The organism is Pseudomonas sp. GM50 (genome assembly GCF_000282375.1).
GTDB lineage: Bacteria > Pseudomonadota > Gammaproteobacteria > Pseudomonadales > Pseudomonadaceae > Aquipseudomonas.
This window is the reverse complement of record NZ_AKJK01000021.1, coordinates 1-21,901: the sequence shown is the minus strand read 5'-3', so window position 1 is coordinate 21,901 and position 21,901 is coordinate 1. Positions and strand designations below refer to the sequence as shown.

Here is a 21,901-nt window from a genome sequence, read left to right as displayed (position 1 = left end):
GTGTCTATGAGCGTGGTGCGCTGGGGCATGATTGGCTGCGGCAGTGTGGCCGAGCGCAAGAGCGGGCCGGCGTTTTACAAGGCGCCCGGCTCGGCGCTGGTGGCGGTGATGGGGCGGCGTCTGGAGGCGGTGAACGATTACGCCGCGCGCCACGGCATTGCCCGGGTCTACACCGACGCCGACGAGCTGATCAACGACCCCGAGGTGGACGCGGTGTACATCGCCACGCCCCCCGACAGCCATCACGCTTACAGCCTGCAAGTGGCTGCCGCTGGCAAACATTGCTGCGTCGAAAAACCGATGTCGCTGAATGTCGGGCAAAGCCGTGAGATGCAAAAGGTCTTTGCCGAGGCCGGACTGCACCTCTTCGTTGCCTATTATCGACGCTCGTTGCCGCGCTTCCAGCAGGTGCGGCAATGGCTGCAAGAAGGGCGGATCGGCGAAGTCCGACACCTGACCTGGACGCTGACCAAAGCGCCGTCACCCAGCGACCTTGGTGGCACCGATAACTGGCGCACGGACCCGGCGATTGCCGGCGGTGGTTACTTCGCCGACCTCGCCAGCCATGGCTTCGACCTGTTCCAGTACCTGTTGGGTGACATCGTCGAGGTCGCTGGTTTCACCGCGCACCAGGCTGGCCTCTATGCCGCCGAAGACGCCGTCAGCGCCAGTTGGCGGTTTGCGTCCGGGGCGTTGGGCATGGGCTGCTGGAACTTCGTGGCGGACCGTCGCGAGGACCGGGTGGAGGTGATCGGCAGCCAAGGCCGGATCAGCTTTTCGGTGTTCGACGAACACCCGGTACAGCTTGAAGCCGATGAACACCTCAGCCTGCACATCGAACATCACGAACACATCCAGTGGCACCACGTGCTGGGCATGAACGCCCATATCCGTGGCGAGGCTCAGCACCCGGCGATGGCCGAACAGGCGTTGAAGACCGATTGGGTGATGGACCAGATCCTCAAGCGCGGCTGAGCTGGTAGCACCGCGGTTTTGTGACAAGTGATTTTCCCTGTGGCGAGGGGGCTTGTCGGAACGCCGCACCGCCCCGTTGGGCTGCGAAGCGGCCCCAAAATCTGCTATCTCATTCCTTCTGACACACCGTGTTCGCTGGTTTTACGACTGCTGCGCAGCCGAACGGGGCGGTGCGGCGTTCCGACAAGCCCCCTCACCACAGAGGTTTGTGGGGCCATAACAAAGATGTTCGACTGACGCCAAGCTCTAACCTTATGCCCAAACAATATTTCTCAACCCTCGCACGGGCTCTCTAAGATCACGTCATAACTCGTTATAACAAGTGATCTTCCATGACCGATAACGTTCTTTCCCTGAGCAGCATCCCGCTGCACACCCAACTGCGCGATGTGCTGCGCGCCCGGATTCTCGACGGCGAATACCCGCAAGACAGCCAGATGCCCTCCGAAAGCGAGCTCGGCACGTTGTTCAAAGTCAGCCGCATCACCGTGCGCCAGGCCTTGGGCGATCTGCAAAAAGAAGGGCTGATCTTCAAGATTCACGGCAAAGGCACGTTCGTGGCCAAACCGAAAACCTTCCAGAACGTCAGCACCCTGCAAGGTCTGGCCGAGTCCATGACCGGTCGCGGCTACGAGGTGATCAACCGCCTGCGCAGCTTCAAATACATTGCCGCCGACAAGCTCGTCGCCGAACGTTTACAGGTGACTGAAGGCGAGACTGTGGCGCAGATCAAACGCGTGCGGCTGATCAATCGCGAGCCGATCTCGCTGGAAATTACGTATCTGCCAAAAGCCATCGGCGAGCGGCTGGAGAAGGCCGACCTGGTGACGCGCGATATTTTCCTGATCCTGGAAAACGACTGTGGCCTGGCCCTCGGGCACGCCGATCTGGCCATCGACGCAGTGCTGGCCGACAGCGACCTGACCCAGGCGCTGAACGTCGAACCCGGCTCGCCGATCATGCGCATCGAGCGTCTGACCCATAGCGCCGATGGCCAGCCCCTGGACTTTGAACACCTTTACTACCGCGGCGATGCGTTCCAGTACCGCTTGCGGATTGACCGGCAAAAAGGGGATCAGGCATGACCCACAGCTCCAGCTCCGTGATTAGAAAGACGCTCGAACAGGAATACGACATCGTCGTGATCGGCGGTGGCACTGCCGGGCCGATGGCGGCGATCAAGGCCAAGGAGCGCAACCGCGATCTGCGCGTGCTGTTGATCGACAAGGCCAACGTCAAACGCAGCGGCGCGATCAGCATGGGCATGGACGGGTTGAACAACGCGATCATTCCCGGCCACTCGACACCGGAGCAGTACACCAAGGAAATCACCATTGCCAACGACGGCATCGTCAATCAGGCCGCGGTGTATGCCTACGCGACCCACAGCTTCGAAACCATCGAGCAACTGGACCGCTGGGGCGTGAAGTTCGAGAAGGACGAAACCGGCGATTACGCGGTCAAGAAAGTCCACCACATGGGCGCTTACGTGCTGCCGATGCCGGAAGGGCACGACATCAAGAAAGTTCTGTACCGCCAGTTGAAACGGGCAAGGGTGAGCATCACCAATCGGCTGGTCTGCACCCGCTTGTTGACGGACGAAGAGGGCGCGGTCAACGGTGTGATGGGCTTCGATTGCCGCACGGCCGACTTCCATGTGATCAAGGCTAAAGCGGTGATCCTGTGCTGCGGCGCCGCCGGGCGTCTGGGTTTGCCGTCCTCGGGTTACCTGATGGGCACCTACGAAAATCCCACCAATGCCGGCGACGGTTACGCCATGGCTTATCACGCCGGCGCTGAACTGGCGAACCTCGAATGCTTTCAGATCAACCCGCTGATCAAGGATTACAACGGTCCGGCCTGCGCTTACGTCACTGGCCCGCTGGGTGGCTACACCGCCAACAACAAGGGCGAACGCTTCATCGAGTGCGACTACTGGAGCGGGCAGATGATGTGGGAGTTCCACCAGGAGCTCGAAAGCGGCAACGGCCCGGTGTTCCTCAAACTCGATCACCTGGCCGAGGAAACCATCCAGAACATCGAAGAGATCCTGCACAGCAACGAACGCCCGAGTCGCGGTCAGTTTCACGCCAATCGCGGCACCGACTACCGCACGCAGATGGTCGAGATGCACATCTCCGAAATCGGTTTTTGCAGTGGCCATTCGGCGTCCGGCGTGTGGGTCAACGAGAAGGCCGAGACGTCGGTAAAGGGTTTGTACTCGGCGGGTGACATGGCGGCGGTGCCGCACAACTACATGCTCGGCGCGTTCACCTATGGCTGGTTTGCCGGCACCAACGCGGCGGACTTTGTCGCCACGCGCGAGTTTTCAGCGCTGGATGCGGATCAGATCGAAACAGAAAGGGCTCGGGTTTACGCACCGCTGGACCGCGAGCACGGGCTGCCGGCAGCGCAAGTCGAATACAAGCTGCGGCGTTTTGTGAACGACTACCTGCAACCGCCGAAAGTGACCAGGAAGATGCAGATCGGCCTGCAACGCTTCAGCGATATCCAGCGCGATCTGGATCAGATCAAGGCCCACAACGCCCACGAGCTGATGCGCGCCATGGAAGTCAGCATGATCCGCGACTGCGCCGAAATGGCCGCCCGCGCTTCGCTGTTCCGCGCCGAAAGTCGCTGGGGGCTTTACCACTATCGGGTCGACCACCCGCAACGCAACGACAGCGATTGGTTTTGCCATTGCCACCTGAAGAAGGGCGATGACGGCGCGATGACCAGTTTCAAGAAAGCCGTCGAGCCTTACATCATCCCGCTGGACGCCGAAGAAATGCAGGCCTACGACCGGCTGCGGGTCGGTGCCTTTGCTGCCTGAGCATCACCCAAGAGAGAAACCGCCAATGGCCTACCAACCCCAGGAAATCTTCTTCCGCTCCAACGCCCCCGTTACGATCGACGAGGACAAATGCATCGCCCACAAAGGCTGCACCGTATGCGTCGATGTGTGCCCGATGGACCTGCTGGCGATCAACCCGGCCACGCAAAAGGCCTACATGGCGTTCGACGAGTGCTGGTACTGCATGCCGTGTGAAAAGGACTGCCCGACCGGGGCGGTGAAAGTTGAGATCCCGTATCTGCTGCGCTGACTGACAGGACGCCATCGCGAGCAGGCTCGCTCCCACAGTGGATCGAAGCCAGCCGAAAGTCCTGAGTACACCGATAAACCTGTGGGAGCGGGCCTGCTCGCGAAGAGGCCAGCCCAGACAACCACAAAGCCATCCGGTAACCCCCGGACGCTTGCTTCAAAACACCCCTCGTTTCCCACCACGCCCTGATCGTGGCGGAGACGAACATCCTATAAATGATTCGAGGGGATACACCTATGTTGCGTGCAGCATTTGCCGGTCTGGTACTGGCTTCATTCACCTTGTCGGCTCAAGCGGAAACCATCCGCATCGCCATCGGCACCCAGGACACCACCATCAACTGCGCCGCTGGCGGACTGTTGATTCGCGAGCTCGGTCTGCTGGACAAATACCTGCCCCACGACGGCCCCTACAAGGACGCCCAATACGAGGTGCAGTGGAAGAACTTCACCAGCGGCGCGCCGCTGACCAACGAGATGGTCGCCGGCAAACTCGACTTCGGCGCCATGGCCGATTTCCCCGGTTCGTTCAATGGTGTGGCGTTCGAAACCGCCGGCAAGCACAGCCTGTTCATCAGCGTGCTCTCGGGCAGTATCAAGGGCAGCGGTAACGGCATCGTCGTGCCGAGCGCTTCGGGCGTGCAGTCATTGGCCGAACTCAAAGGCAAGACCATTTCCGTGCCGTTCGCGTCCACTGCCCATGGCATGTTGTTGCGCGCCGTCGCGGCTCAAGGCTGGGACCCGCTCAAGGATGTGAACATCATCGCCCAGGCGCCGGAAGTCGCCGGCTCCGCATTGCAGGCCGGCAAGATCGAAGCTCACGCCGACTTTGTGCCGTTCGCCGAACTGTTCACCAGCCGCGGTTTCGCTCGCAAGATTTATGACGGCTCACAGGCCAACACGCCGACCTTCCACGGCGCCTTGGTCGATCAGAGCTATGCGAAAAAATACCCGGAGATCGTCGTCGCCTATCTGCGTGCGAGCATTGAGGCCAATCAATTGCTGGCGGCGGAACCGGAGAAATACAGCGAGCTGATCGCCAAGGTCACCGGCGTCGATGCCGAGGTCAACTACCTGTTCCACGGCCCGCTGGGCGTACAAACCCGGGACCTGAGCTGGAAGCCGGAATACCGTCAGGCGGTGGGCACAGCCATCGATACCCTCAAATTGTTGAAGAAGGCTGATCGTGGGCTCGATCTGAATACCTTCATCGACGACCAATACATCCGCGCCGCGTTCAAGGCCTCGAAACTGGACTACACCGCGCAACTGGCCAACTACGCACAAACACCTCTGAAGGCGGTGGATGCGCTGGACGGCAAGGCCATTACCGATTTCAGCCACGTGGCGGAAATCTGGGTGCGTGGCGAGCCGAAAGTCCGCCAATACGCCTCGGCGGAATCGGCATTTACCGCGTTAGCCAGCCTGAAGCAGGAAGGCAAAAACATCCGCGCGGTGTATGCCCAGGCCAGTGACAGCGGGATCAAATTGCTGGCGGATCAGGCGTGGTTTGCCAGCGATGCGAAAGGACGCCTCAGCGCGTTCCTGCTCAAAGGCCAGGCCCAACAATTCGCCACGGCCCAGGGCGGCAAAGTCTTCGACTTCACCGACGCCACCACCCAGGCGGTAGCCGTCCGCTAACTCCCAAACAACTCGGTCAACTGTGGGAGAGAAGTCGTACGCAAATACTGAGTTCACCACCGATCAACTGTGGGAGCGAGCCTGCTCGCGATGGGGGTGGACCAGCCAACATAAATGCTGAATGCCTGACCGCAATCGCGAGCAGGCTCGCTCCTACAGGATCTCGGGTGAAAGGAAGAATTATGTCTCGATCATTGTCACGCTGGCTCCCCCGAGCCGCTTCATTGCTGCTCTGCCTACTGTTCTGGCAACTCGCCGCGAGTGGCCACTGGAACCTTGGCCTGGTGACCTTCGCCAATGTTCCGACCCCGCTGGCAGTCATCGAAGCAGCCCTGGGCCTCGGCGACTCCGGCAAGCTCGCCCAACACCTGAGCAGCAGCCTCGGCCGGGTCTTCGCCGGTTACCTCGCGGCGCTGATCATCGGCATCGCTTTGGGCCTGGCCATCGGTCGTTCGAAATGGGCCGAAGATTTATTGCTGCCACCCCTGGAAGTCCTGCGCCCGATCCCGGCCGTGGCCTGGATTCCCCTGGCGATCCTGATGTTCCCGTCGTCGGAACTGTCCATGGTTTTCATCACCTTCACCGGCGCGTTGTTCCCGATTCTGCTCAACACCGTGCACGGCGTCGAAGGCGTCGACCCGCGATTGATCGCCTCGGCGAAAAGCCTTGGGGCAGGGCGTCGGGCGATTCTGCTGGAGGTGATTCTGCCGGGCGCCGCGCCGAGCATCATCACCGGTCTCGCCATCGGCATGGGCACCTCGTGGTTCTGCCTGGTGACCGCAGAAATGATCTCCGGCCAGTACGGCATCGGTTACTACACCTGGGAGTCCTACACCATCCAGAACTACGCCGACATCGTGGTCGGCATGTTGCTGATCGGCGTGCTCGGGATGGGCAGCAGTCTGCTGATCAAACGCTTGGGCGGGCTGTTCACGCCCTGGCACCGACCACGAGGAAAAGCCTGATGAGCGTGATGCAAACCCCTGAAGGGCGGATCGACATCCGCCAACTGTCCATCGTTCTCGGTGAAGGCCTGCAGGCGTTCGAAGCCGTGCAAGGCCTCGACTGCCAGATTGAACCGGGGCAATTCGTGTGCATTCTCGGGCCGTCCGGTTGCGGTAAATCGACCTTGCTCGGCGCGCTGGCCGGTCACCTGCAGCCGCGAACCGGCACCCTGAAAGTCGACGGTGCGCAGGTCTCAGGGCCATCGCCGCAGCGTGGCATGGTCTTCCAGCAACACACGCTGTTCCCGTGGCGCACGGTGCGCGACAACGTGGCTTTCGGCCTGAAAATGCGCGGCATCGGCAAAGTCGAACGCCATACAGCGGCTGATGAAATGCTGGCCCTGGTGGGCCTCGAAGGTTTTGCCGAGCGCTGGCCGAATCAGCTGTCGGGCGGCATGCAACAACGGGTGGAAATCGCCCGGGTGCTGATCAATCGTCCGCGCCTGTTGCTGATGGACGAACCCTTTGGCGCTCTCGATGCGCTGACCCGGTTGAACATGCAGGAACTGCTGCTGGACATCTGGACGCGAATTCGCACCACCGTGGTGTTCGTCACCCATGACATCGACGAAGCGCTGTTCCTCGCCGATCGCCTGCTGGTCATGAGCTCGCGCCCGGGGCGGATTATCGAAGACCTGCGCCTCGACTTCCCCCGGCCACGCACCACCGAACTGGTGACGAGCCACGAGTTTTCCCGCTTGAAGCGTCATTGCCTCGAGTTGCTGCGTCACGAAGACGGTCGGCAGTTACCGCGCCTGAACCCTCTCGGACTTCCCCCTGAAAACCCACTGCCGCGATTTGCCCTATGACCTCTCTATTCGATGTAACCGATAACGACGACATCCTGGCCTTACAACCGCGCCTGACCGATGACGACCCTGGCGTGCGCCGCATCGCCCTGATCGAGCTGGCCGACCTCGAAGAACCGGATGGCTTGCTGTGGCTGGTCAATCGACTGGCGCAAGACCCGACCGAAGAGGTGCGCACCGAAGCGGCTCGATTGCTGGAAGCCTGGGAGGATGAACCGGTGGTCGAAGCGCTGTGCCAGGCGCTGACTGACTCATCGCTGGCGGTGCAGTCTGCCGCTGCGCAAAGCCTCAGCCTGCTCAAGAGTGAAGCAGCGGGGCGGGTGATTTTGCCGTGGACCGGGCATGCCGACATCAGCGTGCGCGTCGCGGCTTTCAGGGCCTTGCGCGAGTTGCGTTTTCCCCAGGCGGCTTGCGCGGCATTGTCCGCGTTGGACGATAGGGACGCCAATGTCCGGCGTGAAGCCGTCGGCGTACTCGGCTGGCTCAAGCAGCTCGATGCGTTGCCGGCCCTGGCCCGACTCGCCAGCCACGACCCGGACACCGAAGTCCGCCGCGCCGCCACCGGCGCCCTCGGCCTGGCATCCGATGCGCAAGTGCTGCCAGCGTTGCGTCAGGCGTTGCAGGACCAGGCCTGGCAAGTGCGCGAAGAAGCCGCCACCACATTGGGCAAGGTCGGACACGCCGACGCTGGTTCTGCCTTGGTCGAAGCCTTGAGCGACGATTACTGGCAAGTCCGCCTGCGCGCCACCCGCAGCCTTGGCCGCTTGCGTTACGTTCCGGCCCTCGAAGCGTTGATCGAAACCCTCGGCCACCGCATCAGCAACCTGCGCAAGGAAGCGGCCCTGGCCCTTGGCGAATTGAACGATAAAGGCGCCATCGCCGCATTGCAGGCGGCGCAAGACGACGGTGACCCGGAAGTGCGCAAAGCCGTGCGCATTGCGTTGAGTCAGCTGCAATGAACCCGGTGGCGATTGGTAATTCCCAGGGTAAACAACAACTGCGATTGAGCTGGCCGGATGGGCGCGAGCAGGTACTCGATCACACCGAACTGCGCCGCCAATGTCCCTGCTCACAGTGCCGGGCGTTTCGGTTGCAGGGCCTGACGGTGAAAGTGGATGAGCGCATCCGCGTGATCGAACTCAACGCCCAAGGCTACGGCCTGCAACTGATCTTCAGCGACGGCCACGAACGCGGCATCTACCCATGGCCCTACCTGTCCGGATTAACCCCACCCCTGTAGGAGCGAGGCTTGCCCGCGAAGGCGCTTTACCTGACACACCGCCTTCGCGGGCAAGCCTCGCTCCTACAAGTCCTTGCCAGGAAAAACTCAAAAGAGTACAAATGTACTCCATGACGACTTTAACTCCCCGCCGTACCGCCATCCTGACCTTCATCCGCGATCGAATCGCCGAGCACGGTCAGCCCCCGAGCCTCGCCGAGATCAGCGAGGCCTTTGGTTTCGCCTCCCGTAGCGTGGCGCGCAAGCACGTGCTCGCGCTGACCGAGGCCGGTTTTATCGAGGTCAATGCGCATCAGGCGCGAGGTATCCGGCTGCTGAATCAACCGTCGCGGCCCGAGCTGCTGGATGTTCCGGTACTCGGTCGAGTGGCGGCCGGTGCGCCGATCGGTGCCGATGCCGAGGTCCACAGCCGTTTGCTGCTCGATCCGTCGATCTTCTCGCGGGTGCCGGATTACATGCTGCGGGTGCAAGGCGATTCGATGATCGAGGATGGCATTCTCGACGGTGATCTGGTGGGCGTGCGGCGCAATCCCGAAGCGCTCAACGGCCAGATCGTCGTGGCGCGGCTCGACGGCGAAGTCACTATCAAGCGTTTCGAGCGGGTCGGCGATTCTGTTCGCCTGTTACCGCGTAATCCGGCTTACAAGCCGATCATTGTTCGAGCCGATCAGGATCTGGCCATCGAAGGCGTGTTCTGCGGTCTGGTGAGGCAAGGGTGATGGGCGCCGTCGTTGCGTTGGATACGCTGTTCAATGGCGGCCAGGTCTGGAAGGGCCGGCCTGCGCCACCGGCTGTCAGCCCGCAACCCACGGGGCATGCGGCGCTGGATGCGGCATTGCCCACTGGCGGCTGGCCGGAAGCGGCACTGACTGAAATCCTGTTGGCCGGGCAGGGCGTGGGTGAGTTGCAACTGGTGTGGCCAGCGCTGGCGCGGCTGTCGGCGGCAGGTGAGCGCATCGTGCTGGTGGCGCCGCCTTACGTGCCGTATCCCCAGGCTTGGCAGAACGCCGGGGTCGATCTGCGGCAACTGTCGATCATCCAGGCCAGCGAGCGCGATGCGTTGTGGGCGGCGGAACAATGCCTGCGTTCGGGCAGTTGCGGGGCGGTGTTGTGCTGGCCGCACAAAGCCGACGATCGAGCGTTGCGACGTTTGCAGGTGGCGGCGGAAACCGGTCAGACCCTGGCGTTCGCCTATCGCTCGCTCAGTGAGGCCATCAACCCGTCGCCAGCGGCCCTGCGCATCGCCATCGACGCCAAACCTGCGCAATTGCGGGTGCTCAAGTGCCGGGGCGGGCTGGCCCGTTCGGCGCCGATTGCCTTTGCCGTCGGGCATTGAGGTTGCCATGCGCTGGGTTTGCATTCTCTTCCCGCAATTGGCGCTGGACGCGGTACTGCGTCAGCGCCCCGACCCCGACGAACCGCTGGCGCTGCTGACCGGTCCGGCCCAGCGCCGGGTGCTGCAAGCGGTCAACGGTTCGGCGCGGGCGCTGGGCTTGCGTCCCGGCCAGTCGATGACCGCCGCTCAGGCCCTGAGCAAAGGGTTTGTCACCGCCGAATACGATGCCGCCGAGATCGAACACTGGCAGCAGTTCCTGGCCGCCTGGGCCTATCGGTTCAGTTCCCAGGTCAGCGTGCATTACCCGCGCGCCGTGGTGTTTGAAATCGAATCCAGCCTGGGTTTGTTCGGGCCCTGGCCGCAATTCGAGGCGCGGTTGCGAGCGGAACTCGGCGAGTTGGGGTTTCGTCATCGGATTGTCGCCGCGCCCAACCCGGTGGCGGCGCGGGTGCTGGCCAACGTTTATGACGGTCTGGTGGTGCCGGACAATGAAGCTTTGCAGCACCATCTCGGGCAGTTGCCCGTCGACCGGATCGCCCTGGAGCCAAGCGTTGCCACGGCACTGTCGCGCATGGGGTTGCGCACCTTGAGTCAGGTGCAGGCGCTCCCTCGACATAGCCTGGCCCGGCGTTTCGAGGCCCAGGTGCTCAAGCATCTGGATGCCTTGTTTGGTTTACGCCATCTGGCGCTGGCGTTTTACCTGCCGCCGGACCGTTTCGATGTGCGCATCGAGCTCAACTTCGATGTGCAGTCTCATCAGGCGTTGCTGTTTCCGTTGCGCAGGCTGACCGGTGATCTGGCGGCGTTTCTCTGCGGACGGGACAGCGGTGTGCAGCGTTTCGACCTGCACCTGGAGCACGCCGGGTTGCCAGACACGCTGATCAAGGTCGGCCTGCTCAGCGCCGAGCGTGATCCGGCGATGCTGTTCGAACTGGCCCGGGGGAGGCTGGAGCAGGTTCAGGTCGAGGCGCCGGTGCGCGGTTTTCGTCTGCGCGCCGAAGAGCTACCGGCCTTTGTGCCCCAGTACCAGGAACTGTTCGATGATCGTCCGCAGCAGTCCTTGCCCTGGGAGCAACTGCGCGAACGCTTGCGTGCACGGCTGGGGGATGACGCGGTGCAAGGCTTGCGGTTCCAGGCCGATCACCGGCCCGAATGCGCGTGGCAGACCAGTGTCAACAGCCAGACCTGCGAGGCGTTGCCTGCCGTGCAACGTCCGGGCTGGTTGCTGACGGAGCCGCAGGCAGTACACGAAGGTTCGACGCGCATCCTCATGGGGCCGGAACGAATCGAGTCGGGCTGGTGGGACGGCGACGACGTGCGCCGCGATTATTACCTGATCGAAACCCGTTCCGGCCAGCAGGGCTGGGCCTATCGGGCGGTGGGTGAAGACGGTCCGTTGTGGCTGCAAGGCTGGTTCGCATGAGTGTCGACTATGCCGAACTGCACTGCCTGTCGAACTTCAGTTTCCAGCGTGGTGCTTCCAGTGCACTTGAGCTTTTTCAACGGGCGAAAAAGCAGGGCTATCAGGCGCTGGCGATTACCGACGAATGTACCTTGGCGGGTATCGTCCGCGCCTGGCAGGCGGCCAAGGCCGTGGAATTGCCGCTGATCATCGGCAGTGAAATACGCATCGAAGACGGCCCGAAACTGGTGCTGCTGGTGGAAAGCCTCGAGGGTTACCAAACCCTGTGCCGACTGATTACCCGCGCCAGACGCCGTACGCAGAAAGGCCAGTATCAGGTGCTGCGGGAGGATTTCAGCGAGCCGTTGCCGGGGCTGTTGGCGTTGTGGGTGCCGGACGCCGTCGATGACGTTGAGCAGGGCCACTGGCTGAAGCAGACTTTCGCCGAGCGCCTGTGGCTGAGCGTTCAGTTACATCGCGGGCAGGACGACACCCGACGACTGGCGGCGCTGCTGACCCTGGCGCGGGAATTGCGGATCCCGGCGGTGGCCAGCGGCGATGTGCACATGCACGCCCGTGGCCGTCGCGCCTTGCAGGACACCATGACCGCGATTCGTCATCACTTGCCAGTGGCCGAGTCCGGGTTGCGTCTGCATCCTAATGGCGAACGGCATCTGCGCAGCCTCGACGCCTTGCGCGAGCTCTATCCGCAAGCACTGCTCGACGAAACGCTGAACATCGCCCGGCGCTGCACGTTCGACCTCGGTCAGTTGCGTTATCAATATCCCCGGGAGCTGGTGCCTGAAGGTCATACGGCCACCTCCTGGCTGCGGGAGTTGGCCGAAAAGGGTGTTCGGTGGCGTTGGGAAAAAGGCCCTAAAGCCGAGGTGTTGGCGCAGATCGACAAGGAACTGCAGCTGATTGCCGAGTTGGGGTACGAAAGTTATTTCCTGACGGTTCACGACATTGTGAATTTCGCCCGCAAGCAACACATTCTCTGTCAGGGGCGCGGTTCTGCCGCCAACTCGGCGGTGTGCTACGTGCTGGGCATCACGGAGATCGATCCGGAGCGGAGCACGTTGCTGTTCGAGCGTTTTCTCTCCAAAGAGCGCAATGAGCCGCCGGACATCGACGTGGATTTCGAACACGAGCGGCGTGAAGAAGTCCTGCAGTACGTGTTCCAGCGTTATGGCCGGACCCGTGCGGCGCTGACGGCGGTGGTCAGCACTTACCACGGTGCCGGCGCAGTCCGCGATGTGGCCAAGGCTCTGGGTTTGCCGCCGGATCAGGTCAACGCCCTGGCCGACTGCTGCGGCCACTGGAGTGATCAGGCGCCGCCCGTCGAGCGCCTGCGTGAAGGTGGTTTCGATCCCGACAGCCCGGTGTTGCGCCGGGTGCTGAGCCTGACGGGGCAGTTGATCGGTTTCCCCCGGCACCTGTCCCAGCACCCGGGCGGTTTCGTGATTTCCGAGCAGCCCCTGGACAGCCTGGTGCCGGTGGAGAACGCCGCCATGGCCGAGCGCACCATCATCCAGTGGGACAAGGACGATCTGGATGCGGTCGGGCTGCTCAAGGTCGATATCCTCGCGCTGGGCATGCTCAGTGCGATTCGTCGTTGTTTCGACCTGCTGCGTCGGCACCGTGGCCGCGACCTGAGTCTGGCGACGGTGCCGGCCGAAGATCCGCAAACCTACGAGATGATTGGCCATGCGGACACCATCGGGGTGTTCCAGATCGAATCCCGGGCACAGATGTCGATGTTGCCGAGGCTCAAGCCCAAGAATTTCTACGATCTGGTGATCGAGGTGGCGATCGTTCGTCCGGGGCCGATTCAGGGCGGGATGGTGCATCCCTATCTGCGGCGGCGTAAGGGCGAAGAAGAGGTGATCTACCCGTCGAAAGAACTCGAAGCGGTGCTGGAGCGTACGCTGGGCGTGCCGCTGTTCCAGGAACAGGTGATGCAGATTGCGATTGTCGCCGCCGACTACAGCCCCGGCGAGGCCGATCAATTGCGTCGCTCCATGGCCGCCTGGAAACGCCACGGCGGACTGGAGCCGCACAAGGAACGTTTGGCGGACGGAATGAAAAAAAACGGCTACACGGCGGAGTTCGCCGCGCAGATCTTCGAGCAGATCAAAGGCTTCGGCAATTATGGCTTTCCCGAATCCCACGCCGCCAGTTTCGCCTTGCTGACCTATGCCAGTTGCTGGTTGAAATGCCACGAGCCGGCGGCCTTCGCCTGTGCGCTGATCAACAGCTGGCCCATGGGTTTCTACAGCCCGGACCAGATTCTCCAGGACGCCCGCCGACATGATTTGCAGATTCGTCCGGTGGACGTGCGGGCCAGTGACTGGGATTGCAGCCTGGAACCGATCATCGGCGCGCAGCCAGCCATTCGCATGGGGTTGCGGATGATCAAGGGCTTTCGCGAGGACGATGCCAGGCGCATTGAAGTTGCACGGTCGAAAGGGGCGTTTGCCGACATCGCCGACCTTGGCGAACGGGCGCGACTCGATGCCCGCGCCCAGGAGCAACTGGCCGATGCCGGTGCATTGCGCGGGCTGGCCGGTGATCGGCATCGGGCGCGCTGGGAAGTGGCGGGGGTGCAGAAGCAGCTCGGCTTGTTTGCCGGTTTGCCGAGCCAGGAAGAGCCGGTGGTGTCTCTGCCCAAACCCACCGTGGGCGAGGACCTGCAAGCCGATTACAACAGTGTCGGCACCACCCTCGGCCCGCATCCGCTGGCATTGCTGCGGGGTGAGTTGAAAGCCCGGCGTTGCCGCAGTTCGAAAGAACTGATGGATGTCGAACACGGCCGACCGGTCAGCGTCGCCGGGTTGGTGACCGGTCGGCAACGCCCGGGCACCGCCAGCGGCGTGACCTTCGTGACGCTTGAAGACGAGTTCGGCAACGTCAACGTGGTGGTCTGGCGTGACCTGGCCGAACGGCAACGGCAGGTATTGGTCGGCTCGCAATTGCTCAAGGTCGATGGGCGCTGGGAAAAGGTAGGCGAGGTGCGGCATCTGATTGCCGGGCGCTTGAGCGACCTGAGTTCATTGCTCGACGGTATCCATGTGCGCAGCCGGGATTTCCGCTGAGCCGCCGACATATCAGCTATACCTCAATGAAACCATTGGCGTCGGCGGTGCTCGAAACAAACGGGCACGCACCGTCTCCTCACGCCGTTGCACTGCCTGAAAACATGTCATCCACAGGACATAGGCCAGTCGATGCAGTTTCTAGACAATAGCCACGGATGTACCGGCTGGAGCGGCGAAATGGCCGGACGCATTCGCGCGTTCGACTGGAGCCTGACCGAGCTTGGGAGCATCGATACCTGGCCCGGAAGCCTGTACAGCGCGGTGCAATTATTGCTCGCCTCACCCCTGCCGATGGTGATGCTGTGGGGCCGGCCCGGTTACATGATCTATAACGATGCCTACTCGAGATTTGCCGGTGGGCGCCATCCTTACCTGCTGGGTTCTCCGGTGGAGTTGGGCTGGCCAGAGGTCGCCGAATTCAATCGGCATGTGGTGGATACCTGTCTTGCGGGCGGTACCTTGTCCTATCACAACAAAGCCCTGGTGCTGTTGCGTGATGGCGTACCCGAAGACGTCTGGATGGATCTTTACTACAGCCCCGTCGCCGATGATGACGGGCACCCGGCCGGGGTCATGGCAATGGTGGTCGACACCACTGATCATGTGATTTCCGAGCGCCGCCGCCAGGAAGCCGAAAGCGCTTATCGCGCCGACAACGAAAGAGTTCGCCTGGCGCTTAATGCCGGGGCTTTGCTCGGCTCGTTCGTCTGGGACATCAAGGCTAATGTGCTGTCTGCCGACGAACGCTTTGCCCGCACGTTTTCCTATCCGCCTGACCAGGACCTGGCCAACCTGCCACCGCTCATCGCCGAAATGCAGATCCATCCCGACGACCGCAGTTGGGTTCAGGAACGGATCAATCAGTCAGTGGAAACCGGCGTGCCCTATAACGCCGAATACCGGGTTCTGCGCCCCGATGGCAGTTACCTGTGGGTGCTGGCCAGCGGGTGTTGCGAGTTCAATGAGCAAGGCGAGGCGTTCCGCTTTCCCGGGGTATTGATTGATATCCACGAACGCAAGACCGCTGAAGAGTCGTTGCTCAAATTCACCCGTAACCTGGAGCAGCGAGTCGCCAACGAAGTCGAAGCGCGGCTGGCGGCCGAAGAGCAGCTGCGTCAGTCACAGAAACTCGAAGCCATCGGCGGTCTCACCGGCGGCGTGGCCCATGACTTCAACAACCTGTTGCAGGTGATCGCTGGCAACCTGCATTTGCTGGCGCGTCATGAACCGGACAACGCCAACGTGCAACGCCGGGTCAGTGCGTCGATTGCCGCGGTCGAGCGCGGTGCCAAATTGTCGTCGCAATTGCTCGCATTCGCCCGTCGTCAGCCTTTGTCGCCGGCGGTCTGCGATCCACGGCAGATCTTTGAAGGCCTGGGAGAATTGTTGCAGCGGGCGCTGGGGGAAACTATCCAGATCAAGGTGACGGCGCCTGACGATCCATGGCATCTCTACGTGGACCGCAATCAACTGGAAAACGCCATTCTCAACCTCGCGATCAACGCTCGAGACGCCATGAACGGCGAGGGGACCATTGCCCTGAGCGCCGAGAACATTGTCCTCGACCGCAAATTTTGCGCAGGCAAGGGCATCGTCGCCGGCGACTATGTTTGCGTCGCGGTGGCTGATACGGGTGTCGGCATGCCGCCTCAAGTGCTCGCACAGGCCTTCGAACCGTTTTTCACCACCAAGGCCGACGGCCAAGGCACCGGCCTGGGGTTGAGCATGGTGTTCGGTTTCGTCAAACAGAGCGACGGGCATATCGAGATCTCCAGCGTCGTCGGGCAGGGCACTCGGGTGCAGCTGTATTTCCCGCGTAGCTTGCGCCCGTTGCCCGGTGAAACAACTCGCCATGATCCGCAGCACCGTGGCGGGCACGAAACCATTCTGGTGGTCGAGGACAACGAAGCGGTGCGTGGCTCGGCGGTCGACTTGTTGCATGAAGAGGGCTATCAGGTTCTGACCGCGGCCAACGGTGACCTGGCCATGCAGATGTTGCTCGATGGCGCGGCGGTGGACCTGATCTTCACCGATGTGGTCATGCCCGGTCTGATCAAAAGCTCGGACCTGGCCGCCTGGGCCAAGGTGCAGAATCCTCCGGTGGCGGTGCTGTTTACCTCCGGCCACACCCGGGACATTATTTCGCGCAATCACCAACTCAACCCTGACACTTATCTGCTGAGCAAGCCCTATGGCCCTGAAGCGCTGTTGAGCATGATCCGCAGCGTGCTGGGTGGTTGAGACCTGTAAATGCGATCCGCGGCCCTGTAGGAGCGAGGCTTGCCCGCGAAGAACGATGACGCGGGGTCCCTGATACACCGCGGGATCTTGTTCGCGGGCAAGCCTCGCTCCTACAGGGCTAACCGACCGGAATCAAGGCTTACCCGCGATGAGCGATCATCGGGCAAGCCTTGTTCCTGTGGGGGTTATTTGTCAGGATGAGCCGCCTGGAGTTTTTTCGCCATATCCAGGTGTTTTTCCAGCGCCGGCAACATTTTTTGTGCGAAGGCCTTAAGTTCGGTAGCACCTTTGGTCTTGTCGTCCGTCACTGTATTGGCTTCTTTCTTGAACCGTTCAATGGCTTCTTCGTGAGCCTTCACCTGATTGTTGGCATAGGCCGTGTCGAAGGATTCATCGCGCAGGTCGAGAATTTTTTCCTTGGCCTGTTTAACCATCGTCGTCGTGTCCGGCACTTCGATGTCATGCTTTTTCGCCAGTGCCGCCAGTTCATTGTTGGCTTTGGAATGATCGGTGACCATCATATTGGCGAACGCCTTGATGTCGGTCGATGAGCTTTTTTCCAGGGCCAGTTTGCTGGTCTCGACTTCCGCGATGCCGCCCGCGACCGCGTCATCGACGAAGTCGTTGGAATCGGCGGCGAAAGCTGTGCCCATGCCGGTGCTCAAGGCAACGACCAGGGCGAGGTGACGCAGATTGAAGCCGTCCATTGATCATTCTCCACACAGGTTTTTATGGACGATCCGGGTGATCGTTATTCAATGGAGGCGGGCGCTCGGGTAAAGGTTTTATCGCGTTTGCGACAGGACGACGAACGGACACCGCTGGTCTGATAGACGGTCGACAGAACCGGGTAAGCGAGGCCATTCTGATAGCTGGTGAACGCAATCGATCGCGTTTGCTACCGATTAACAAACGGAGGTGTTCCATGCCGGTGACTCATGACCTTTATCAGGATTTGCGCTGCACGAAGGAAGAGATCCAGCAAAAACGCACCAAGGATCCGTTACTGGATTCACTGCTCAACAAGTACTCCCAGACGGACGCGGAAGTGGTGAAAGCCGAGTCCGCACTATCGAATGCACTCAGCGATGACGAACTGAAGAAGCTCAAGGAGAAGCGCGTGGAGTTCAAGAAGAAGATCGTTGAACGACTCCAGACGCCATCCTGACATCCATATCAGATCACCGACGACCGGTGACTGAAAAATTGGAACGGGGATAAATACCGGCACCTCGAACGATCAGAGCCCGACGTTACGGCTCCATGCGAGGTGCCTCATGCCCCATCCAGCCTTTCCCCATAAAGAAAAGTACCCCAGCGAACAACAGGGCGGCTACGACCCGATCCCGACTCATCCCGAACCCCTGAGCCCGGGCCGCACCACCGTCAACCCCGAGGATGAACCGGGCATTGATGAACTGCCGGACAATGAGGACATAACGCCTCTGGAGCGCGATGACGTCACTGGCATCGACCCGGAGCGAGTGCGCGAAGAGACAGACAATTCGGTACGCGATGGTGAGATGGATTCGCGTTGATTCACGAGAGTTGATCGCAAATCTCGCGGCAACCCCGATCAACTGTGGGAGCGGGCTTGCTCGCGAATGAGGCCATGCCAGTCGACATCAATGTTGAATGTCAGTGCGCCTTCGCGAGCAAGCCCGCTCCCACAGGTTGATCACCGTTACGGCTGCAACGCCGTGCTCAACGGCAACCGCGCCATGTGCCGCGCTTTCAGCGATCCCAGATACAACCAGTCCCCATACTCGCGCACGGTGGTGATGGGGGAGTAGTTGCCGCTGCTGGCGTCCTGCAGATTGGCAATTACTTTACCGTCGAGGTCCAGGCCGAGGGCGAAGGCGCGTTTCTCCACCGGTTTGGGCAGGACCGTCAGCGCGCGCACGATCATTTTGCGTACCAGAGGGTAGGGCGCCGTGGCGTCGAGCAGTGCATTGCGCGGTGCATACAGCGCCACCCAGAAACGGTCGCGACCATTGAATGCGAGGTTGTCCGGCAGCCCTGGCAAATTGTCGATGAACAGATCGTGGGTTCCGGCTTTTGGCCCGGTCAGCCAATAGCGGCTGATGCGATAGGCGCCGGTTTCGTTGACCAGCACAAACGCATCGTCAGGCCCCAGGGTCACGCCGTTGGCGAACTCCAGTTTCTCCAGCAGGACCGTCGTTTTGCCGGTCTGGAAGTCATATCGCAGCAATCGGCCGTCACCGCCGTGCTCGATGATCGCCTCGCCATCCTTGCCGTAACCCCAACGGCTGGAAGCATCGCTGAAATAGGCGTAATGCCCGGGCTTGTCGATGACCACGTCATCGGTAAAACCAAAGGGCACGTTGTTGGCCGTGGTGCTCAATGCAATCAACCGGCCCTGAGCATCGAGCGACAGCAAACCCTTGACCCCGTCGGCAATCACCAGCAAACCATTGGGGTGCCGCGCCAGGCCCAATGGCCTGCCGCCGGTATCGGCCAGCACCTTGGTGGTTTTGCCGTCGAGGCTGGTGCGAATCAACCGGCCGTCATGCAGACCGGTGATCAGGACGTCTTCCTCCAGCAGCAACGCCTCCGGGCCGTCGATGTCCGCGGCACCGACACGTTCTACGCCTTTGAGGCGCTGATTGTCGGTGTAGATGCCATCGACGAGGGAGGGCGCCGGTGACGGTGTCCAGGCGATCGGCTGGACTTTGGTGGGTAACAACAACAGGAAGCCGCCAATCACAATGATCAACAGCAACAATAAATGCCGAAACTTGAGGGCTCTCACGCGGTGACTCCTGTCGAGGCCAGATGTTTTTGCGCCATCTGGCGTAATGCCAACATCGATTGCGCCGATTCACGCTCGATGCGCCGCTTGAGCAACAATCGATTGGCGATGCGCATCACCACACCGCTGAAGCAATATTCCAGGGTGCGGACAAACCGCGTGCCGTCGCCAAAAGCCTCGCACTCGTAAGTCACCACCAGCGACAGTCCATGATCGCCCCGGGCCCGAGCGCTCCAGCGGCGACCGGGCAGGTATTCGTCGACCTCCCAGCACAAATGCCCCTCACGCCCGCCGGCTCGAATGTCTTCCTCGAACCGCGCCCCGGCATACAACGGGCCGCCCTGGCCATCGACCTTGAGGGAGGACGGATGCCACTCTGGCCAACGTGTCGCGGTACTGGCGTAGGCGAGCACGGCGACCGGATTTGCTGCGATGTCGATCACGTGCTGCAGGCGGGTGGGCGTTCTCGTCAGGTGCGCAGGCGCCTGTTCCGGTTCCCAATACAGGGTGCCGAACAGGTAGTCCATCAGGGGGAACACGATATTGAAATTGCGCTCCTGCATCAGCTCACGGCGATGGTGCAGTTCGTGCAGACGGCGCATCTGGCGAATCCACGGCAGACGTGTCAGCGGGTTGCCGGGCGGTAGATGTTCGCAGGCATGGAACACTTCATAAGTCAGGTAACCGAGGACCATGCAGCCGCCGAACAACCCCGCGACGTTACTGTTGATCTGAGCCAACAGCCACCAGGCAGGCGCGGTGATGACGAGGGTGTGCAACACGATCAGCCAGGCCGGAAACAGAATCACCCGCCAGTCGCGGGCGCTGTCGTAGGTCATGTGGCCAGGGGTGAAAAAGCTGTGATGATCACCAGCGTGACGGGCGTAGAACATTCGCGCCAAGCGCTTTTTATGGTGCCCCAGATGCCGATGCACGACGTAGACGCCGAAGTTGAAGAACAACAGGGTCAGCGGCACCGCCAGCCATTCCAGGGGGTGTACCTGATGCACGGTGCTCCAGAACGCGCCGATGGCCAGCAACCCGAACAGCAGCACAAACACGCCGTGCAACCAAGGGTTGTAGAGCGGATGAATGTCGGCACGGTAGCGCGCGCGGAATGCTTCGGTGGTCTGCCTCACTGAGTGCACCTGTGGTTATTGTTATAACCAGCAGATTAGCCGATCCCACCGCAGAGGCTGGCTCAACCTTGAGGGCACAAGCGCCATGCTCAGGTGCAAGGCGCCTGGCGTCAGGTCAAGGGGTTCCAGCGCTGGGACCAGTCGTCGTCCGTCTTGATCACTTCGCGCAGCAAATCGAAGGCTCGTTGCAAGGTCGCCGAGTCGCGGTCCCGGGAGTAAACCAGGTAGGTCGGGTAGCTGAACTCCGGAGCTTTGGGCACTGGTTCCAGCACGCCGCTTTCCAGGTAGCTCTGGACCACGCGGGTGCGGAAATAGCCGCTGCCGCCGTTTTCCAGGATGTATTGCAAGGCCAGCGGGCCGAGGTTGAAGCTCAAGGCTGCCTTGGCCTTTTCCGGCAACGCGGCATCGTGTTGACGACGGAAGTCCGGGCCCCAGTCGATATACACGTACGGATCGGGCTGTCCGGCCAGGCGTACCAGGATGAGTTTTTCTTCCAGCACCTGCTCGACTTGCAGGCGTGGCCAGTATTCGGGCTGATAGACCAGCGCGGCATCCAGCACCCCCAGCTCCAGTTGGCGCAGCAGGTTTTCGCCGTCGCGGATTTCCATGCGCAATGCGTGGCTGGGAATCTTCTCGCGCAGCTCGCCGGCCCAGCTGAGCATTAACGGGTTGCACAGGCTGACCTCGCCGCCAATGTGCAGCACGTCGCGGTAGCCCTCGGGCAGCGGCAGGTCACGACGCGCCGCTTCCCATGTCTGCACCAGTTGATTGGCGTACACCACGAAGGCCTCGCCGTTCGGCGTCAGGCGCGCCCCGGCGCGGTTGCGCACGAACAGCGTGCTGCCCAGCTGACTTTCGAGTTTCTGCACGCGGGCGGTGATCGCGGTCTGGGTGACGTGCAGCTTTTCCGCCGCCGCGGCCAGGCTGCCGTGGCGGACGATTTCCAGAAAGGTGCGGGCGAGGTCGATGTCCATGGGCAGGCCGATGCGGGAGGTGCGGGCATTGTAAGAGCAGCATTTGTCTTCCGATACCACTTATGGCGAGGGAGCTTGCTCCCGCTGGGGCGCGAAGCGGCCCCAAGACCCGTCGACGCGTAATGTCAGATAAACGCGTCTATCTGTTTTACGACTGCTGCGCAGC

20 protein-coding genes are annotated in these 21,901 nt (G+C 61.6%); 16 read left to right on the top strand and 4 right to left on the bottom strand.

Annotated features, from left to right (window positions below; translation table 11 throughout):
• Positions 1 to 6: 6 nt before the first annotated feature.
• From PMI30_RS24770 to PMI30_RS24835, 14 genes are all read left to right on the top strand, one after another.
• Complete coding sequence (locus tag PMI30_RS24770; RefSeq protein ID WP_008006551.1) at positions 7 to 975, top strand: Gfo/Idh/MocA family protein; 969 nt, start codon at positions 7 to 9, stop codon at positions 973 to 975.
• A 332-nt stretch (positions 976 to 1,307) separates the two neighbouring features.
• On the top strand, positions 1,308 to 2,060 hold the full coding sequence (locus PMI30_RS24775) for a GntR family transcriptional regulator (protein WP_007898187.1): 753 nt from the start codon (positions 1,308 to 1,310) through the stop codon (positions 2,058 to 2,060).
• A complete protein-coding gene (locus PMI30_RS24780) occupies positions 2,057 to 3,808 on the top strand; it encodes a fumarate reductase/succinate dehydrogenase flavoprotein subunit (RefSeq protein WP_008006549.1) in 1,752 nt (583 codons plus the stop codon). The genes PMI30_RS24775 and PMI30_RS24780 overlap by 4 nt, the downstream gene beginning before the upstream one ends.
• Positions 3,809 to 3,833: 25 nt before the next feature.
• The gene (locus tag PMI30_RS24785; protein WP_008006547.1) at positions 3,834 to 4,079 is read left to right on the top strand and encodes a 4Fe-4S dicluster domain-containing protein; all 246 of its coding nucleotides are present in this window, start codon (positions 3,834 to 3,836) and stop codon (positions 4,077 to 4,079) included.
• A gap of 236 nt (positions 4,080 to 4,315) precedes the next feature.
• Entirely contained in the window at positions 4,316 to 5,719 is a 1,404-nt protein-coding gene (locus PMI30_RS24790) for an ABC transporter substrate-binding protein (RefSeq protein WP_008006546.1), read from the top strand.
• A gap of 182 nt (positions 5,720 to 5,901) precedes the next feature.
• On the top strand, positions 5,902 to 6,684 hold the full coding sequence (locus PMI30_RS24795; protein WP_008006544.1) for an ABC transporter permease: 783 nt from the start codon (positions 5,902 to 5,904) through the stop codon (positions 6,682 to 6,684).
• Positions 6,684 to 7,532 carry an ABC transporter ATP-binding protein gene (locus PMI30_RS24800; protein WP_008006542.1) on the top strand — a complete coding sequence of 283 codons (849 nt, stop codon included), beginning with the start codon at positions 6,684 to 6,686 and terminating at the stop codon, positions 7,530 to 7,532. The genes PMI30_RS24795 and PMI30_RS24800 overlap by 1 nt, the downstream gene beginning before the upstream one ends.
• On the top strand, positions 7,529 to 8,491 hold the full coding sequence (locus PMI30_RS24805) for a HEAT repeat domain-containing protein (protein WP_008006539.1): 963 nt from the start codon (positions 7,529 to 7,531) through the stop codon (positions 8,489 to 8,491). Before PMI30_RS24800 ends, PMI30_RS24805 begins: the two co-directional genes overlap by 4 nt.
• Positions 8,488 to 8,772 carry a DUF971 domain-containing protein gene (locus tag PMI30_RS24810; protein ID WP_008006536.1) on the top strand — a complete coding sequence of 95 codons (285 nt, stop codon included), beginning with the start codon at positions 8,488 to 8,490 and terminating at the stop codon, positions 8,770 to 8,772. Before PMI30_RS24805 ends, PMI30_RS24810 begins: the two co-directional genes overlap by 4 nt.
• Positions 8,773 to 8,873: 101 nt before the next feature.
• Positions 8,874 to 9,491: a transcriptional repressor LexA gene (gene lexA / locus PMI30_RS24815; protein WP_008006533.1), complete on the top strand. Its 618-nt coding sequence runs from the start codon at positions 8,874 to 8,876 to the stop codon at positions 9,489 to 9,491.
• Positions 9,491 to 10,108 carry a translesion DNA synthesis-associated protein ImuA gene (gene imuA / locus PMI30_RS24820; protein WP_008006531.1) on the top strand — a complete coding sequence of 206 codons (618 nt, stop codon included), beginning with the start codon at positions 9,491 to 9,493 and terminating at the stop codon, positions 10,106 to 10,108. The genes lexA and imuA overlap by 1 nt, the downstream gene beginning before the upstream one ends.
• Before the next feature lie 7 nt (positions 10,109 to 10,115).
• Positions 10,116 to 11,531: a Y-family DNA polymerase gene (locus PMI30_RS24825; protein WP_008006529.1), complete on the top strand. Its 1,416-nt coding sequence runs from the start codon at positions 10,116 to 10,118 to the stop codon at positions 11,529 to 11,531.
• On the top strand, positions 11,507 to 14,605 hold the full coding sequence (locus PMI30_RS24830; RefSeq protein ID WP_443216283.1) for an error-prone DNA polymerase: 3,099 nt from the start codon (positions 11,507 to 11,509) through the stop codon (positions 14,603 to 14,605). Before PMI30_RS24825 ends, PMI30_RS24830 begins: the two co-directional genes overlap by 25 nt.
• A gap of 132 nt (positions 14,606 to 14,737) precedes the next feature.
• Positions 14,738 to 16,849 carry a hybrid sensor histidine kinase/response regulator gene (locus PMI30_RS24835; protein WP_032834901.1) on the top strand — a complete coding sequence of 704 codons (2,112 nt, stop codon included), beginning with the start codon at positions 14,738 to 14,740 and terminating at the stop codon, positions 16,847 to 16,849.
• 185 nt (positions 16,850 to 17,034) lie between these two features.
• Here the strand turns inward: PMI30_RS24835 and PMI30_RS24840 are convergent, their stop codons facing one another.
• Positions 17,035 to 17,556 (bottom strand): DUF4142 domain-containing protein, encoded by a 522-nt coding sequence (locus PMI30_RS24840; protein ID WP_008006523.1) that lies wholly within the window; start codon positions 17,554 to 17,556, stop codon positions 17,035 to 17,037.
• 218 nt (positions 17,557 to 17,774) lie between these two features.
• On the opposite strand from PMI30_RS24840, the gene PMI30_RS24845 reads away from it, so the two are divergent.
• Together PMI30_RS24845 and PMI30_RS24850 are read left to right on the top strand one after the other, a co-directional pair.
• Positions 17,775 to 18,017 carry a hypothetical protein gene (locus tag PMI30_RS24845; RefSeq protein WP_008006522.1) on the top strand — a complete coding sequence of 81 codons (243 nt, stop codon included), beginning with the start codon at positions 17,775 to 17,777 and terminating at the stop codon, positions 18,015 to 18,017.
• 109 nt (positions 18,018 to 18,126) lie between these two features.
• Positions 18,127 to 18,387: a hypothetical protein gene (locus tag PMI30_RS24850; RefSeq protein ID WP_008006520.1), complete on the top strand. Its 261-nt coding sequence runs from the start codon at positions 18,127 to 18,129 to the stop codon at positions 18,385 to 18,387.
• A 146-nt stretch (positions 18,388 to 18,533) separates the two neighbouring features.
• Here the strand turns inward: PMI30_RS24850 and PMI30_RS24855 are convergent, their stop codons facing one another.
• From PMI30_RS24855 to PMI30_RS24865, 3 genes are all read right to left on the bottom strand, one after another.
• Positions 18,534 to 19,622, bottom strand: a complete 1,089-nt coding sequence (locus PMI30_RS24855) for an SMP-30/gluconolactonase/LRE family protein (protein WP_008006518.1) — start codon at positions 19,620 to 19,622, stop codon at positions 18,534 to 18,536.
• Complete coding sequence (locus PMI30_RS24860) at positions 19,619 to 20,761, bottom strand: sterol desaturase/SRPBCC family protein (protein WP_008006515.1); 1,143 nt, start codon at positions 20,759 to 20,761, stop codon at positions 19,619 to 19,621. The genes PMI30_RS24855 and PMI30_RS24860 overlap by 4 nt, the downstream gene beginning before the upstream one ends.
• A 110-nt stretch (positions 20,762 to 20,871) precedes the next feature.
• Complete coding sequence (locus tag PMI30_RS24865; protein WP_007898206.1) at positions 20,872 to 21,735, bottom strand: LysR family transcriptional regulator; 864 nt, start codon at positions 21,733 to 21,735, stop codon at positions 20,872 to 20,874.
• Between the last annotated feature and the right edge of the window lie 166 nt (positions 21,736 to 21,901).

Bases quoted from the DNA above. Each gene is read 5' to 3' on its own strand.
- PMI30_RS24770 (WP_008006551.1), top strand. From the start codon at position 7: ATGAGCGTGGTGCGCTGGGGCATGATTGGCTGCGGCAGTGTGGCCGAG.
- imuA (WP_008006531.1), top strand. From the start codon at position 9,491: ATGGGCGCCGTCGTTGCGTTGGATACGCTGTTCAATGGCGGCCAGGTC.
- PMI30_RS24850 (WP_008006520.1), top strand. From the start codon at position 18,127: ATGCCCCATCCAGCCTTTCCCCATAAAGAAAAGTACCCCAGCGAACAA.
- PMI30_RS24840 (WP_008006523.1), bottom strand. From the start codon at position 17,556: ATGGACGGCTTCAATCTGCGTCACCTCGCCCTGGTCGTTGCCTTGAGC.
- PMI30_RS24780 (WP_008006549.1), top strand. From the start codon at position 2,057: ATGACCCACAGCTCCAGCTCCGTGATTAGAAAGACGCTCGAACAGGAA.
- PMI30_RS24825 (WP_008006529.1), top strand. From the start codon at position 10,116: ATGCGCTGGGTTTGCATTCTCTTCCCGCAATTGGCGCTGGACGCGGTA.
- PMI30_RS24785 (WP_008006547.1), top strand. From the start codon at position 3,834: ATGGCCTACCAACCCCAGGAAATCTTCTTCCGCTCCAACGCCCCCGTT.
- PMI30_RS24810 (WP_008006536.1), top strand. From the start codon at position 8,488: ATGAACCCGGTGGCGATTGGTAATTCCCAGGGTAAACAACAACTGCGA.
- PMI30_RS24790 (WP_008006546.1), top strand. From the start codon at position 4,316: ATGTTGCGTGCAGCATTTGCCGGTCTGGTACTGGCTTCATTCACCTTG.
- PMI30_RS24800 (WP_008006542.1), top strand. From the start codon at position 6,684: ATGAGCGTGATGCAAACCCCTGAAGGGCGGATCGACATCCGCCAACTG.
- PMI30_RS24795 (WP_008006544.1), top strand. From the start codon at position 5,902: ATGTCTCGATCATTGTCACGCTGGCTCCCCCGAGCCGCTTCATTGCTG.
- PMI30_RS24805 (WP_008006539.1), top strand. From the start codon at position 7,529: ATGACCTCTCTATTCGATGTAACCGATAACGACGACATCCTGGCCTTA.
- PMI30_RS24775 (WP_007898187.1), top strand. From the start codon at position 1,308: ATGACCGATAACGTTCTTTCCCTGAGCAGCATCCCGCTGCACACCCAA.
- lexA (WP_008006533.1), top strand. From the start codon at position 8,874: ATGTACTCCATGACGACTTTAACTCCCCGCCGTACCGCCATCCTGACC.
- PMI30_RS24835 (WP_032834901.1), top strand. From the start codon at position 14,738: ATGCAGTTTCTAGACAATAGCCACGGATGTACCGGCTGGAGCGGCGAA.
- PMI30_RS24845 (WP_008006522.1), top strand. From the start codon at position 17,775: ATGCCGGTGACTCATGACCTTTATCAGGATTTGCGCTGCACGAAGGAA.
- PMI30_RS24865 (WP_007898206.1), bottom strand. From the start codon at position 21,735: ATGGACATCGACCTCGCCCGCACCTTTCTGGAAATCGTCCGCCACGGC.